Here is a 14,651-nt window from a genome sequence, read left to right as displayed (position 1 = left end):
CTGCGACCGCCATAGCGCAAGCGCTTAGAAATTCGCTGGCGTGGTCGCGCTGATCAGCCGGGCGGGGGCTTCGAAGGGATTGCGGAAGCGGTGCGGGCGGCTGCTTTCGAAGTAGTAGCTGTCGCCGGGTTCGAGGATGTGCACCTCGCCGCCCACGGTCAGCTCCAGGCGGCCTTCCACCACCAGGCCGGCCTCCTCGCCATCATGGGCGTACATCTCTTCGCCGGTGTCGGCGCCGGGCGGATAGGTCTCGTCGAGAAAGGCCAGGGCGCGACTGGGATGGGCGCGGCCGACCAGGCGCATGCGCACGGTGTGGGCGCCGCTGGAGATGTCGATGAGCTCATTGGCGCGATAGACCACCTGGGTCGGCGTGTCCTGCTCCAGGTCCAGGGAAAAGAATTCCACCAGGGACATGGGAATGCCGGCCAGCACCTTTTTCAGCGAACTGATGGAGGGGCTGACGCTGTTCTTCTCGATCATCGAGATGGTGCTGTTGGTCACCCCGGCACGCTTGGCGAGTTCGCGCTGGGACAGGCCCTTGAGGGTACGGATGGTTTGCAGGCGGGCACCGACGTCCAAGGTGGAAAAGACTCCTCGAGCAGGCGGGTGAGACGTGGCCAGGCCACGCGCTGAGGGCGTGCCGTGGCACGGTGTTCAGCATCATGGCAACGCTGTTCGAGATTTACAACACTACGGCGGACGTGTGGCCCCCGGGCGGCACTCGCCTGGCGGCGGCAGCGGGCAAAGGCCCCGTCCAGGGCCTAGTCGCGATAGCTGCGCGCCACCCGCTTGAGGTTGCACAGCAACTGGTAGGGGATGGTGTCGCAGCGCTCGGCCAGGTCCGCCACCGACACCTGGCGGCCCCAGAATTCCACCTCGCTGCCCACCCCGGCCTGGGGATGATCGGTGAGGTCGACGGTCAGCATGTCCATGGATACCCGCCCGATCAGCTGGCCGGGACGCCCTTCGATGGCCACCGGGGTGCCGTTGGGCGCATGGCGCGGATAGCCGTCGGCATAGCCCAGGGCGACCACCCCGACCCGGGTCGGCCCGGCGGTGACGTAGCGGGCGCCATAGCCCACCGGCTCGCCAGCCGGCAGTTCGCGCACGGCGATCACCCGCGAGGTCAGGGTCATCACCGATTGCAGGCGGTCGGCGGCGGCCTGGGCCGTGGCGAAGGGCGAGACGCCATAGAGCATCAGCCCGGGGCGCACCCAGTCGCCGGCCGCCTGGGGCCAGCCCAGGGTCGCCGGCGAATTGCGCAGGCTGGTGGGACCGGGCAGGCCCTCGGTGGCCGCGCGGAAGGTGGCGATCTGCGCCGCGGTGGCCGGGCTGTCCGGTTCGTCGGCGCGGGCGAAGTGGGTCAGCTTGACGATGCCGCTGACCTTGCCGCTGGCCAGCAGTCGCCGGTAGGCGGCGGCATAGTCCTGGGGAAAGAAGCCGACCCGGTGCATGCCCGAATCCAGCTTCAGCCAGACCTGCAGCGGTCGCGACAGGGCGGTCCGCTCCAGGGCCTCCAGTTGCCAGTCGGCGTGGATCACCGTCCAGAGCTCGTGCTCGGCGATCAGCGGCAGCTCGTCGATGCCGAAGAAGCCTTCCAGCAAGAGGATGGGCGCGCGGATCCCGGCGGCGCGCAGTTCCAGGGCCTCCTCGATGCAGGCCACGGCGAAGCCGTCGGCCTCGCCCGCCAGGGCACTGGCCACTGCCACGGCGCCATGGCCATAGGCATCGGCCTTGATCACCGCCAGGGCGCGGGCGTCGGAGAGTTCACGGGCCAGGCGATAGTTCTGGCGCAGGGCGGCGAGGTCGATGACGGCGCGGGCGGGACGCATGGGAGGTCTCGGCAGGGGAAGAGTGAGGGACAGGAGGGCTGGACAACGCCCTCACCCCGGACCTCTCCCAGGGGGAAAGGGGGACTAGCGGTCTTACGCCTTGACGGCGGCGATGACGTTCATTTCCACCAGGATGTCCGGCTTGGCCAGCTTGGCCTCGACGGTGGTGCGACCCGGGGTGGCGCCCTGGGCGGCCCACTCGTCCCAGGCGCGATTCATGCCCTCGAAGTGCAGGGCGATGTCGCGCAGGAAGATGGTCACCACCAGGATGTGCTGCTTGTCGCTGCCGGCCTCGGCGAGAAATTTGTCGACGTTGGCCAGGGTCTCGCGGGTCTGCTGATAGATGTCGCCGGAAAAGTCGTCGGCCAACTGGCCGGCCAGGTAGACGGTGCCGTTGTGGATGTTGATTTCGCTGAGGCGGCGATCAGTGTGCAGACGCTGTACGGGCATTGCGCGGGGACTCCTGGGTAGCGGAATAACGGGAGATGTCGAGACCCTCGGCGCTGATCTGCGGCTGCTTGCGGGCGATCAGATCGGCCAGCAGGCGACCGGAACCGCAGGCCATGGTCCAGCCCAGCGTCCCGTGCCCGGTGTTGAGGAACAGGTTGCGATAGCGGGTGGCGCCGACGATGGGGGTCCCGTCCGGGGTGGCGGGCCGCAGACCGGTCCAGAAGCTGGCCCGGGCGAGGTCGCCACCGCGAGGATAGAGGTCACCGGTGATCATTTCCAGGGTCGCGCGGCGGCGTGGATCCAGGCTCAGGTCGAAGCCGCAGATCTCGGCCATGCCGCCGACACGGATGCGATCGTCGAAGCGGGTGATGGCGACCTTGTAGGTCTCGTCGAGGATGGTCGAGGTCGGCGCCATGGCGGCATCGACAATGGGCACCGTCAGCGAATAGCCCTTGAGCGGATAGACCGGCGCGCGGATGCCCAGGGGTGCCAGCAATTGCGGCGAATAGCTGCCCAGGGCCAGCACGTAGTGATCGGCGGTGAGCAGCTCGCCATCGACCCTGACGCCGTCGATGCGATCGCCATTGGCGCTGAGTTGCTGGATCTCGGCGCCGAAGCGGAATTCCACGCCCAGGCGGCGGGCTTCCTCGGCCAGGCGATTGGTGAACAGGAAGCAGTCGCCGGTCTGGTCGTTGGGCAGGCGCAGACCGCCGGCCAGCTTGTGCTTGACCGCCGCCAGCGCCGGTTCGACCCGGGCCACGCCGTCGCGGTCGAGCAATTCGAAGGGCACGCCGGAACGCTCCAGGACGGCGATGTCCTTGGCCGCGGCCTCCACCTGCTGCTGGGTGCGGAAGATCTGGGTGGTGCCCAGCTGGCGGCCTTCGTAGGCGATGCCGGTGTCCTGGCGCAACTCGTCGAGGCAGTCGCGGCTGTATTCGGACAGCCGCACCATGCGCTCCTTGTTGACCGCATAGCGGGCCGCGGTGCAGTTGCGCAGCATCTGCGCCATCCACAGGTACTGGCTGCTGTCGCCGGTCAGGCGGATGGCCAGGGGCGCATGCTTCTGGAACAACCATTTCAGCGCCTTGAGCGGCACGCCGGGCGCGGCCCAGGGCGAGGCATAGCCAGGCGAGACCTGACCGGCATTGGCATGGCTGGTCTCCAGGGCGGGACCGGCCTGGCGATCGACCACGACCACCTCGAAACCCTGACGGGCCAGATAGTAGGCGCTGGTCGTGCCGATGACGCCGCTCCCCAAAACCAGTACACGCATCGCTAGCTCCTGGCCGGTGAGAGGATTTCGCCGGCTTTCGTCGGAATGAAGGCAGATACGGCAAGTATAGAAAGCCGCTCGCAGTGCTAATCACTGAAGAATTGCCTATATTCGGAGTAATTTTCCGGTAAAGACCTCTTTGGCAGAGACCCCCGCGATGCGTACCCATCACCAGGCCAGACGCGAGCTGGACAAGATCGACCGCAACATCCTGCGCATCCTCCAGGACGATGGCCGCATCTCCTTCACCGAGCTGGGCGAACGGGTGGGGCTGTCCACCACGCCCTGCACCGAGCGCGTCCGCCGGCTGGAGCGCGAAGGCATCATCCAGGGCTACAACGCCCGCCTCAATCCGCAGCACCTCAAGGCCGGGCTGCTGGTGTTCGTCGAGCTGAGCCTGGACTACAAGTCCGGCGACACCTTCGAGGAATTCCGCCGCGCCGTGCTCAAGCTGCCTCAGGTGCTGGAATGCCATCTGGTCTCCGGCGAATTCGACTATCTGGTCAAGGCGCGCATCTCCGAGATGGCCTCCTACCGCAAGCTGCTGGGTGACATCCTGCTCAAGCTGCCCCATGTGCGCGAATCCAAGAGCTACATCGTGATGGAGGAGATCAAGGAGACCCTGAGCCTGCCGGTGCCGGACTGACGGCTGGCGAGCCCGGGGATCACCGTCTAGGCTGCGGGTTTTGCATCGACAGCCAAGGAGGCCGCCCATGGATCCCCACCAGCGTCAGTTCATCACCGCCGCCAATCGCCAGGCCTGGGAGGTGTCGGCGCCGCTGCATGCCCAGGGCGAGGACTGGCAGCGCCTGCTGGAACAGGCTCGCCAACCCGGCTTCTCGGTCCTCGATGCCTGCCTGACCGCCACCCTCACCGCACTGGACATCCGCGGCCTGAGTTGCGCCCAGGTCGGCTGCAACAACGGCCGCGAACTGCTTTCCCTGGCGGCCTTCGGCGCCCGGCCGGCCCTGGGCATCGACCAGTCGCCGGCCTTTCTCGCCCAGGGCGAGCAGCTGGCCGCAGCCGCGGGCCTGGCGCCGCGACTGGTGGCCGCCGACATCTATGCCCTGCCCGCCGGGCTCGGCCAGCACGACCTGGTGCTGATCACCATCGGCGTGCTGAACTGGATGCCGGACCTGCCGGCCTTCTTCGCCGCGGTACAGAGCCTGCTGGCACCGGGCGGACGCCTGGTGATCTACGAGACCCATCCCTTCCTGGAAGTCTTCGAGCCCCATGCGGACCAGCCGCTGGTGCCGCGCTACAGCTACTTCCGCCGCGAGCCGCTGGTCAGCGCGGACCTCATCACCTACGACGGCCTGGATCACGGCCAGGGCGCGCCGAGCTACTGGCATATCCATACCCTGGGGACCATCGTCACCGCCTGCCTGGACGCCGGCCTGAGGCTGCAACGGCTGGAAGAGCATCCGCACTCCAATCGCGAGGCCGACTATGACGGCTACATCGGCCAGACCGCCCAGTTGCCGATGAGCTTTACCCTGGTCGCCCACCGCCCGACGGCTTAGAACCTATTCAAAGTCAGCTGCGCGTCGGCCAAACCGCGTCGAACAGACTTTCGGAATGCTCATTTACTCTGTGTAAACTCCGCTTCCTCAAGTCTGTTCTCCTTGTCTGGCCCTAGCTCGCAAGACTTTGAACAGGCTCTCGTCCCTTTCGCCTGCTAAATCAGACGCCGCCTATGCAGCCCCACGCGCCTTCCTATTACGCCGCCACCGCCAATCTGGACCTGGACTTTCCGCCCCTGGAGGGCGAGGTCCAGGCGGATGTCTGCGTGGTCGGCGGTGGCTTTTCCGGGCTCAATACCGCCCTGGAACTGGCCGAGCGGGGCGCCCGGGTGGTGCTGCTGGAAGCCCGCCGCATCGGCTGGGGCGCCAGCGGCCGCAACGGTGGTCAGTTGATCCGTGGCGTCGGCCATGACGTCGAGCAATTCGAGTCGGTCATAGGTGCCGAAGGGGTACGCGAACTCAAGCGGCTGGGCTTCGAGGCGGTGGATCGGGTACGCCAGCGCATCGCCCGCCACGGCATCGACTGCGCGCTCACCTGGGGCTTCGCCGACCTGGCCAACAAGCCGCGCCACTGGCAGCACCTGCAGGAAGAGCACGCCGCGCTGCAGGCGCTGGGTTACCCCCATCCGCTGCGACTGGTGCCCAAGGCCCGGCTGGCGGAGGTGGTGGGTTCCGAGCGCTACCAGGGTGCTCTGATCGACGAGGGCTCCGGCCACCTGCATCCGCTCAACCTGGCCCTCGGCGAAGCCGCCGCGGCCCGGGCGCTGGGCGTGCAGCTGCACGAAGACAGCCAGGTCACCCGCCTGGAATACGGCCCCCGGGTGCGCGTCCACACTGCCCGCGGCCGGGTCAGCGCCGACACCCTGGTGCTCTGCTGCAACGCCTATATCGACGACCTGCAACCCGACCTCGCCGCCCAGGTCCTGCCGGCCGGCAGCTATGTGATCGCCACCGAGCCGCTCTCCGCCGAGCGCGCCGCGCGGCTGCTGCCGGGCAATCGCGCGGTCTGCGACCAGAACGTGGCGGTGGACTACTTCCGCCTCTCCGCCGACCGCCGCCTGCTGTTCGGCGGCGCCTGCCACTATTCCGGGCGCGATCCCCGGGACATCGCCGGCTACATGAGGCCGAAGATGCTGGAGGTCTTCCCCGAACTGGTGGATGTGCGGGTGGACTACGCCTGGGGCGGCATGATCGGCATCGGCGCCAATCGCCTGCCGCAGATCGGTCGGCTGCGCGAGCACCCCAACGTCTTCCATGCCCAGGCCTATGCCGGTCATGGGGTCAACGCCACCCACCTGGCCGGTCACCTGCTGGCCGAGGCCATCCTGGCCCAGTCGGCCGGTTTCGACCTCTTCGCCAGGGTGCCCCATGCGCGCTTTCCCGGCGGTCGCCACCTGAGGTCGCCGCTGCTGGCCCTGGGCATGCTCTGGTATCGCCTCAAGGACAGCCTGTGATCCGCCTGCTCGTCCCCCTGCTGCTGGCGCTGCTGGCCGGCTGCGCCACGTCGATTCCGCGCCACGCCTCCCAGGTGCTGCCGGTCGCCGGCACCGCCCTGGACAGCCAGGTGCGCGCCGCCGGCGCCGCCCATCCGGGTCTGTCGGGACTGCGCCTGCTGGAAACCAGCACCGACGCCTTCACCGCCCGCGCCGAGCTGATCCGCAAGGCCCAGCGCAGCCTGGACATCCAGTACTACATCGTCCACGACGGCCTGACCACCCGACTGCTGGTCAACGAACTGCTCAAGGCCGCGGATCGCGGCGTACGCATCCGCTTCCTCATCGACGACACCAGCAGCGACGGCAACGACTACCAGATCGCCGTGCTGGCGGCCCATCCCAATGTGCAGATCCGCGTCTTCAATCCGCTGCACCTGGGTCGCAGCACCGGTCCGACCCGGGCCCTGGGCCGGCTGGTGGATCTCAACCACCAGCACCGCCGCATGCACAACAAGCTGTGGCTGGCCGACGACAGCGTGGCCATCGTCGGCGGACGCAACCTGGGCGACGAATACTTCGATGCCCGCCCGGAGATGAATTTCACCGATCTCGACCTGCTTGCCGCCGGTCCGGTGGCGTGCCAGCTGGGCACCAGCTTCGACCAGTACTGGAACAGTCCGCTGAGCCAGCCGGCCCGGCGACTGCGCTGGTTCGCCCCCTCACCCACCGCCCTGGTGCGGCTGCGCGCGCGGCTGCATCACTACCTCGACAGCGAACGCACCCGCGACCTGGCGCTGTACAACCGCCTGCGGCGCTACGCCACCGCGCCCCAGCTCGACGGCTGGCTGCAGGAGCTGACCTGGGCCCACGCCCAGGCGTTCTGGGATGCGCCGCGCAAGGTCTTGGCCGAGGACGAACCGGACTGGCAGCTGCTGCTCACCCATCAGCTGCAACCGACCCTGGACGGCGCCCAGCACGAACTGCTGCTGGTCTCTTCCTACTTCGTGCCGATGAATCAGGGGGTCGCCTACCTGGGCGGCCTGGCCGCCCGCGGCGTCGATGTGCGGGTGCTGACCAACGCCCTGGAAGCCACCGACGTGCCCGCCGTGCACGCCGGCTACGCGCCTTATCGCGCGGCGCTGCTGGCCCAGGGGGTCAGGCTCTATGAGTTGCGCGCCCGCCCGGACCAGAAGCGATCCGCGCTGCCCTACAGCTTTGGCGAATCCGAATCCAGTCTGCACAGCAAGGCCATGGCCATCGACGGACGCTGGTCCTTTATCGGCTCCTTCAACTTCGATCCGCGCTCGGTGCTGTGGAATACCGAGGTCGGCATCCTGGTGGACAGCCCGGTCCTCACCGGCCGCCTGCGCCAGCTGATGCTGCAGGGCATGGACCCGAGCGTCTCCTACGCCGTCAAGCGCGTCGAGGATCGCGGGCAGGTGCGCCTGGAGTGGGTCAGCGAACGCGACGGCCAGCCGCGGGTGCTGCACCACGAACCGGGCAGCGCCTGGCGCCGTTTCAGCGCCTGGGTGGTCAAGGCCGTGGGGTTGGAGCGGATGCTCTGACGTAGGTTGGGCTGAGCATAGCGAAGCCAACCAGGTCGCTCATGTTGGGGCTATCGCGGCCATGACGGTCCGCCGCTGCGGCCGCTCCTACGGAATATCCGGCTGCTGTAGGAGCAACCGTCTTTATCGCGGCCATGCCGGTGCGCCGTAGCGACCGCTCCTACAGGGAGTGATGCCTTTGTAGGAGCGGCCCATGGCCGCGATTGGCTTCAGTCCTACGACTTACCCCATACCGAACCCGGTGAAGCTCAACGGACCCGATCCACGCGCCACCGTGTCCCAAACCACACCCAATCAATCTCCCTGCGAAAAATCCGGCAATTGCTCATTTTATGAGCAGTAGTCGACCAGGACTTCGGCTAAGGTCGACCGCATTCATCGGCCCCGCTCCGGCACCCGGCCGTCCTATGCATCGAGGATCTCCCATGAGCGCTACCGCCCTGCGTCACGACTGGACTCTCGCCGAAGTCCGCGCCCTGTTCCAGCAGCCCTTCAACGACCTGCTGTTCCAGGCACAGGGCGTGCACCGCCAGCACTTCGATCCCAATCGCGTGCAGGTCTCCACCCTGCTGTCGATCAAGACCGGCGCCTGCCCGGAAGACTGCAAGTACTGCCCCCAGTCCGGCCACTACAACACCGGCCTGGAAAAGGAAAAGCTGATGGAGGTGCAGAAGGTGCTGGAGGCGGCCGCCGAGGCCAAGGCCATCGGCTCCACCCGTTTCTGCATGGGCGCCGCCTGGAAGCATCCCTCCGCCAAGGACATGCCCTATGTGCTGCAGATGGTGCAGGGCGTCAAGGCCCTGGGTCTTGAGACCTGCATGACCCTCGGCCGCCTGGACCAAGAGCAGACCCGCGCCCTGGCCGACGCCGGCCTGGACTACTACAACCACAACCTGGACACCTCGCCGGAGTTCTACGGCAATATCATCACCACCCGCACCTACGGCGAGCGCCTGCAGACCCTGGCCTACGTCCGTGAAGCCGGGATGAAGATCTGCTCCGGCGGCATCCTCGGCATGGGCGAGTCGGTGGACGACCGCGCCGGCCTGCTGATCCAGCTGGCCAACCTGCCCGAGCACCCCGAGTCGGTGCCGATCAACATGCTGGTCAAGGTCCAGGGCACCCCGCTGGCCGAAGAGAAGGACGTCGATCCCTTCGACTTCATCCGCACCCTGGCGGTGGCGCGCATCCTCATGCCCAAGTCCCATGTGCGCCTGTCCGCCGGTCGCGAGCAGATGAACGAGCAGATGCAGTCCCTGGCCTTCCTGGCCGGCGCCAACTCCATCTTCTACGGCGAGAAGCTGCTGACCACCGGCAATCCCCAGGCCGACAAGGACATGCAGCTGTTCGCCCGCCTCGGCATCCAGCCCGAAGCCCGCGAAGAGCACGCCGACGAGGTGCACCAGGCCGCCATCGAGCAGGCCCTGGTGGAGCAGCGCAACGGCGAACTCTTCTACGACGCCGCCACCGCCTGACCCCTGTCGTCCCCCTCTCCCCCCGGGAGAGGGCCGGGGTGAGGGTAAACCACCGCCCAAGCCGCGCTCCAGACCAACCCCTCTCCCCTCGCGAGAGGGCTGGGGTGAGGGGCCTTCCAACGCTACCGAGACTCCCCATGGCCTTCGACCTCGCCGCCCGCCTGGCCCAGCGTCACGCCGAGCACCTCTATCGGCGCCGCCCTTTGCTGGAAGCGCCCCAGGGCCCCGAGGTGGTGGTGGATGGCGAGTCCCTGCTGGCCTTCTGCAGCAACGACTACCTGGGCCTGGCCAATCATCCCCAGGTGATCGCCGCCCTGCGCGCGGGCGCCGAGCGCTGGGGCGTGGGCGGCGGCGCCTCGCACCTGGTGATCGGCCACAGCGGTCCGCATCACCAGGTCGAAGAAGCCCTGGCTGACCTCACCGGGCGGCCACGCGCCCTGCTGTTCTCCACCGGCTACATGGCCAACCTGGCGGCGGTCACCGCCCTGGTCGGGCGTGGCGACACTGTGCTGGAAGACCGCCTCAACCATGCCTCCCTGCTCGACGCCGGCCTGCTCAGCGGCGCGCGCTTCGGCCGCTATCTGCACAACGACCCGGCCAGCCTGGCCACGCGCCTGGCCAAGGCCGAGGGCGACACCCTGGTGGTCACCGACGGCGTCTTCAGCATGGACGGCGATCTGGCCGCCCTGCCCGAGCTCTGCGAGGTCGCCCAGCGCCACGGCGCCTGGACCCTGGTGGACGATGCCCACGGCATCGGCACCCTGGGCGCCAGCGGCGGCGGCATCGTCGAGCACTTCGGCCTGGATCAGGGCCAGGTCCCGGTGCTGGTCGGCACCCTGGGCAAGGCCTGCGGCACCGCCGGGGCCTTTGTCGCCGGCAGCGAGGAACTGATCGAGACGCTGATCCAGTTCGCCCGCCCCTATATCTACACCACCAGCCAGCCGCCGGCGGTGGCCTGCGCCACCCTCGCCGCCCTGCAGCTCGTCCGTGAGGAGGGCTGGCGCCGTGAGCTTCTGCACACTTTGATCCAGAGATTCCGCAGGGGCGCGACGGCCCTCGGCCTGGACCTTATGCTCAGCGCCACGCCGATCCAGCCGATCCTGGTCGGCGACAGCGCGCGCGCCCTCGCACTCTCCGCCGCCCTGCGCCGACGCGGGATCCTGGTCACCGCCATCCGACCGCCCACCGTACCGGCCGGCAGTGCCCGCCTGCGGGTGACCCTGACGGCGGCCCATCGCGAAGCGCACGTGGACCTCTTGCTCGACGCTCTGGCCCAGGCCATGGCCGAATTACCGCCTGACGCGGATAAGTGACCGACCAATGCGCGATACCCTGATCTTGTTGCCCGGCTGGGGCCTGGGCAGTGCTCCGCTGGAGCCCCTGCGTGACGAACTCGTCGAGCAGGCACCCTTTCTCGACGTGCTGATCGAGCCGCTGCCGGCCCTGGCCGACACCCAGGACTGGTTCACCGACCTGGAAGCCCGCATCGCCGAAGGCGGCTGGCTGGCCGGCTGGTCGCTGGGCGGCATGCTCGCCAGCGAATTCACCCTGCGCCGCCCCCAGGGCGTGCACGGTCTCATCACCCTGGCCAGCAATCCCTGCTTCGTCGCCCGCGCCGGCTGGCAGACCGCCATGGCGCGCAGCGTCTTCACCGACTTCTTCGAGGCCTGCTCGCTGGACGCCGAGCAGACCCTCAGGCGCTTCACCCTGCTGGTGGCCCAGGGCGCCCGCGACAGCCGCACCCTCGCCCGCCAGTTGCAGGTGACCCTGCCGGAGATCGAGCCCGAGGTGGTCATCGCCGGCCTGGAGTTGCTGGCACGCCTGGACACCCGCGCCGCCCTGCAGGCCTTCAGCGGTCCCCAGCTGCACCTGTTCGGCGCCCATGACGCCCTGGTGCCGGCCGCGGCGGCCCAAGCCCTGCGCGACGAGCTGCCCAATGCCCAGGTCGAGGTCCTGGAGCACGCCAGCCATGGCCTGCCCCTGGAACGCCCGGACGAGGTGGCCACCCGTATCCGTGAATTCATCTATGCAGGACGCGATGGCTGACGTATTGCCCGACAAGCGCCAGGTGGCGCTGTCCTTTTCCCGCGCCGCCGCGCAGTACGACGGCGCCGCCCTGCTGCAACGCCGGGTCGCCGACGGCCTCTTCGCCCGGCTACACGCTCTAGAGGAGCGAGTCTGGCTTGACCCGCAACGCTGGCTGGACCTGGGCAGTGGCACCGGCTATTGCAGTCGCGCCCTGGCCCGCCGTTATCCGCAGGCCGAAGGCCTGGCCCTGGACCTGGCGCCCGGCATGCTTAGCCATGCCCGCGCCCAGGGCGCCGGGGCCCGGCACTACCTCACCGCCGACGCCGAACGCCTGCCGCTGCGCGCGGAGAGCTGCGATCTCATCGTCTCCAGCCTGGCCCTGCAGTGGTGCCCGGATCTGCCCAGGGTGCTCGCCGAGGCGCGGCGCATCCTACGCCCGGGTGGCGTGCTGGCCTTCAGCAGCCTGGTCGCCGGCACCCTCGACGAACTGCGCCAGAGCTGGGCCCGGGTGGACGACCAGGTGCACGTCAATCGCTTCCGCCCCCAGACGGCCTATGTCGCAGCCGCCCAGGCCAGCGGCCTGCAGCGGCTGACGCTGGAGGTCGCGCCCGAGCGGCTGCACTTCCCCGATCTGCGCGCCCTGACCCAGCACCTCAAGGCCATCGGCGCCCACAACCTCAACCAGGGACGTCCCCAGGGCCTCACCGGTCGCCAGCGCCTGGCCGCCTTCACCCAGGCCTACGAGAGCCTGCGCGAGCCCACCGGCCTGCCCGCCACCTACCAGGTGATCCACGTCCTGCTGCGCAAGGAATGACCCCCATGTCCGCCTACTTCGTCACCGGCACCGACACCGAGATCGGCAAGACCACCATCGCCGCCGGCCTGCTGCACCGGGCCCGGCTGCAGGGTCTCGCCACCGCCGGGGTCAAGCCGGTGGCCTCCGGCTGCGAACGGACCGCCGCGGGCCTGCGCAACGGCGACGCCCTGGCCCTGCTCGGCGAGACCTCGCTGCCGCTCGACTACGCCGACATCAATCCCATCGCCCTGGAACCCGCCATCGCCCCGCATCTGGCAGCCCGCGAAGCCGGCATCGACCTCAGCGTCGCCGCCCTGGCCGCCCCGGTGCGGCGGATCCTGGCGCTGCAGGCCGACTTCACCCTGGTGGAAGGCGCCGGCGGCTGGCGCGTGCCCCTGGCCGGCCGGGAGTCCCTGTCCGATCTGGCCCGCGAGCTGGGTCTGCCGGTCGTTCTGGTGGTGGGCGTGCGCCTGGGCTGCATCAACCACGCCCTGCTCAGCGCCGAGGCCATCCTCGCCGACGGCCTGACCCTGGCCGGCTGGGTGGCCAACCTGGTGGCACCGGCCACCCTGCGCCTGGACGACAACCTGGCCACCCTGCACGAACGCCTGCCGGCGCCCTGCCTGGGCACGGTGCCGCACCTGGCCGCGGCTACGCCGGCGGCGGTCGCCGCGCACCTGCGCCTGCCCGACTGATATCAGTCTTTCGGGCGATGGCCGGTGGGCCAGGCCGGCGGCAGACTGCCCTGTCTGCCGCTGCCGGATCGCCCGAGTGCCTACCTTCAAGTTCCTGACCTGCCTGGGCCTGCTCGGCCTGACCAGCACCACCTGGGCGCTGGACAACCAGACCCGCGTGGAGCAGCGCGGCGAGCGCCTCGGCGCCTTCCTGAGCCAGACGCCGGATACCCGCCAGGGCACCCTGGAGGTCAGCCAGAGCGGTCGTGCCAGCCAGGCCTATCTCACCCAGAGCGCCTCCCAGGGCGACCGTACCCGCGTCGAGCAGGGCGGCGTGGGCAACTTCACCAATGTCACCCAGGCCGCCGGTGGCGCGCGCGAGGTCAGCATCGACCAGGGCGAAGCCAGTCAGAGCCACGCCTATGTCTACCAGGGCCATGGCCAGCGCAATACGGTGGAGATCGTCCAGCGCGGCCTGCTCGACGAAGCCCTGGTGCGCCAGGGCGGTGACGACCAGCGGCTGCGCATCGAGCAGGAGGGCGCGCGCAACGGGCTGAATCTGTTCCAGGACGGTCGCGACAGCGCGGCGCGACTCAGGCAGGTGGGCGAGGATCACCTCCAGGACGTGCTGAGCCTGGGCGCGCGCAACGAGGTCGAGCTGCTGCAGGGCGGCGCCGCCAACCGGGCGGTGGTCGAGCAGCGCGGCGACGACAACCGCGCTGGCGCTCGCCAGGGCGCGCGGCAGCAGGACGTCCAGCTGATCCAGATCGGCAACCGCAACCAGGCGGCGGTGCAGCAGAACGGCCTCGACGCCAGCCCCCAGCGCGTCAGCGCGCGGCAACTCGGCGACGACAATGCCGTCCAGGTGAATCTGACCGGCCATGGCAACCGCCTCGAGCTGCAGCAACAGGGCAATCGCAACAGCGCCGGCGTCCTGATCGGCGGTGAGGATTCGCGCCTGACCCTGACTACCCAGGGCAACGACAACGAGATCAGTGCGATCGGGGTGGGCGACAACCTCGAGCTGAGTGTCGAGCAACTGGGCGACGGCCATCTGCTGCAGGCGGGACTGGCCAGCGACGCCCAGGTCAGCGTCAGTCAGCAGGGCGCCAGCCAGTACGCCTCCATCAGTCAGGCCGGTGCGGGCAACAGTCTCGACCTGCGCCAGAGCGGGCAAAGCAATCGGGCGACGATCCAGCAATAGCCGGACACAGGCGGTGACAGGGACTGCTGGTTCTTTGGCGTCAAAGCTGCTTCAATAGCCCTTTGACATCACCGTCGAGGACCCTGTCCATGAACGTGACTTCAAGCAATTCGCTCTATGCCGGGGTGCAGGCCTACCAGAACGGTAGCCGCACGGTCGAAAAGGCCGGTGCCGCCCTCGCCTCCCAGACGGCGCGCAACGAACAGGAAGCCCTGGCCGCGACCACCAACAGCCAGGCCGATCTGGCCAGCGAGCTGGTCAATCTGGATGTCGGCAAGTACCAGGCGCTGGCCGGTACCAAGGTCATGCAGGCCTCGCAGGAAACCCTGGGCCGGCTGCTCGATACCCGGGCTTGATCAGAAAGCTTTGAGTAGAAGGGGCGCCCTGAAAGGCGC

General features: G+C 68.7%; 15 protein-coding genes. 11 read left to right on the top strand and 4 right to left on the bottom strand.

Annotated features, from left to right (window positions below):
- Window positions 1-24 precede the first annotated feature (24 nt).
- From QKY98_RS06465 to dadA, 4 genes are all read right to left on the bottom strand, one after another.
- A complete protein-coding gene (locus QKY98_RS06465) occupies window positions 25-579 on the bottom strand; it encodes a cupin domain-containing protein (protein WP_027597429.1) in 555 nt (184 codons plus the stop codon).
- A 182-nt stretch (window positions 580-761) separates the two neighbouring features.
- Window positions 762-1,832 carry an alanine racemase gene (gene alr / locus QKY98_RS06460; protein WP_145248801.1) on the bottom strand — a complete coding sequence of 357 codons (1,071 nt, stop codon included), beginning with the start codon at window positions 1,830-1,832 and terminating at the stop codon, window positions 762-764.
- Window positions 1,833-1,925: 93 nt separating this feature from the next.
- Window positions 1,926-2,282, bottom strand: a complete 357-nt coding sequence (locus tag QKY98_RS06455; protein ID WP_027597427.1) for a RidA family protein — start codon at window positions 2,280-2,282, stop codon at window positions 1,926-1,928.
- Window positions 2,257-3,555 carry a D-amino acid dehydrogenase gene (dadA, locus tag QKY98_RS06450; RefSeq protein ID WP_284670548.1) on the bottom strand — a complete coding sequence of 433 codons (1,299 nt, stop codon included), beginning with the start codon at window positions 3,553-3,555 and terminating at the stop codon, window positions 2,257-2,259. Before dadA ends, QKY98_RS06455 begins: the two co-directional genes overlap by 26 nt.
- Before the next feature lie 157 nt (window positions 3,556-3,712).
- Here dadA and QKY98_RS06445 point away from each other — a divergent pair, with 157 nt between their 5' ends.
- From QKY98_RS06445 to QKY98_RS06395, 11 genes are all read left to right on the top strand, one after another.
- The gene (locus QKY98_RS06445) at window positions 3,713-4,201 is read left to right on the top strand and encodes an Lrp/AsnC ligand binding domain-containing protein (RefSeq protein WP_007159864.1); all 489 of its coding nucleotides are present in this window, start codon (window positions 3,713-3,715) and stop codon (window positions 4,199-4,201) included.
- Window positions 4,202-4,268: 67 nt separating this feature from the next.
- A complete protein-coding gene (locus tag QKY98_RS06440) occupies window positions 4,269-5,078 on the top strand; it encodes a class I SAM-dependent methyltransferase (protein WP_284670547.1) in 810 nt (269 codons plus the stop codon).
- A gap of 173 nt (window positions 5,079-5,251) precedes the next feature.
- The gene (locus QKY98_RS06435) at window positions 5,252-6,532 is read left to right on the top strand and encodes an NAD(P)/FAD-dependent oxidoreductase (RefSeq protein ID WP_027597424.1); all 1,281 of its coding nucleotides are present in this window, start codon (window positions 5,252-5,254) and stop codon (window positions 6,530-6,532) included.
- Complete coding sequence (locus QKY98_RS06430; protein ID WP_284670546.1) at window positions 6,529-8,079, top strand: phospholipase D family protein; 1,551 nt, start codon at window positions 6,529-6,531, stop codon at window positions 8,077-8,079. Before QKY98_RS06435 ends, QKY98_RS06430 begins: the two co-directional genes overlap by 4 nt.
- 425 nt (window positions 8,080-8,504) lie before the next feature.
- Complete coding sequence (bioB, locus tag QKY98_RS06425) at window positions 8,505-9,554, top strand: biotin synthase BioB (RefSeq protein ID WP_027600655.1); 1,050 nt, start codon at window positions 8,505-8,507, stop codon at window positions 9,552-9,554.
- Window positions 9,555-9,691: 137 nt separating this feature from the next.
- Entirely contained in the window at window positions 9,692-10,867 is a 1,176-nt protein-coding gene (bioF, locus tag QKY98_RS06420) for an 8-amino-7-oxononanoate synthase (protein ID WP_027597422.1), read from the top strand.
- 7 nt (window positions 10,868-10,874) lie between these two features.
- The gene (locus QKY98_RS06415; protein ID WP_042134626.1) at window positions 10,875-11,600 is read left to right on the top strand and encodes an alpha/beta fold hydrolase; all 726 of its coding nucleotides are present in this window, start codon (window positions 10,875-10,877) and stop codon (window positions 11,598-11,600) included.
- Entirely contained in the window at window positions 11,581-12,396 is an 816-nt protein-coding gene (gene bioC / locus QKY98_RS06410) for a malonyl-ACP O-methyltransferase BioC (RefSeq protein WP_108581636.1), read from the top strand. The genes QKY98_RS06415 and bioC overlap by 20 nt, the downstream gene beginning before the upstream one ends.
- Before the next feature lie 5 nt (window positions 12,397-12,401).
- Window positions 12,402-13,073: a dethiobiotin synthase gene (bioD, locus tag QKY98_RS06405; RefSeq protein ID WP_284670545.1), complete on the top strand. Its 672-nt coding sequence runs from the start codon at window positions 12,402-12,404 to the stop codon at window positions 13,071-13,073.
- Between the two features lie 76 nt (window positions 13,074-13,149).
- On the top strand, window positions 13,150-14,256 hold the full coding sequence (locus QKY98_RS06400) for a hypothetical protein (protein WP_284670544.1): 1,107 nt from the start codon (window positions 13,150-13,152) through the stop codon (window positions 14,254-14,256).
- Window positions 14,257-14,345: 89 nt separating this feature from the next.
- A complete protein-coding gene (locus QKY98_RS06395; protein ID WP_108581639.1) occupies window positions 14,346-14,612 on the top strand; it encodes a hypothetical protein in 267 nt (88 codons plus the stop codon).
- The last annotated feature ends 39 nt before the right edge of the window (window positions 14,613-14,651 follow it).

The sequence above is a fragment of the Pseudomonas sp. HR1 genome, from assembly GCF_030175875.1.
Lineage (GTDB): Bacteria > Pseudomonadota > Gammaproteobacteria > Pseudomonadales > Pseudomonadaceae > Chryseomonas > Chryseomonas oryzihabitans.
The sequence above is the reverse complement of the archived record's forward strand: the minus strand, read 5'-3'. Positions and strand labels throughout refer to the sequence as shown.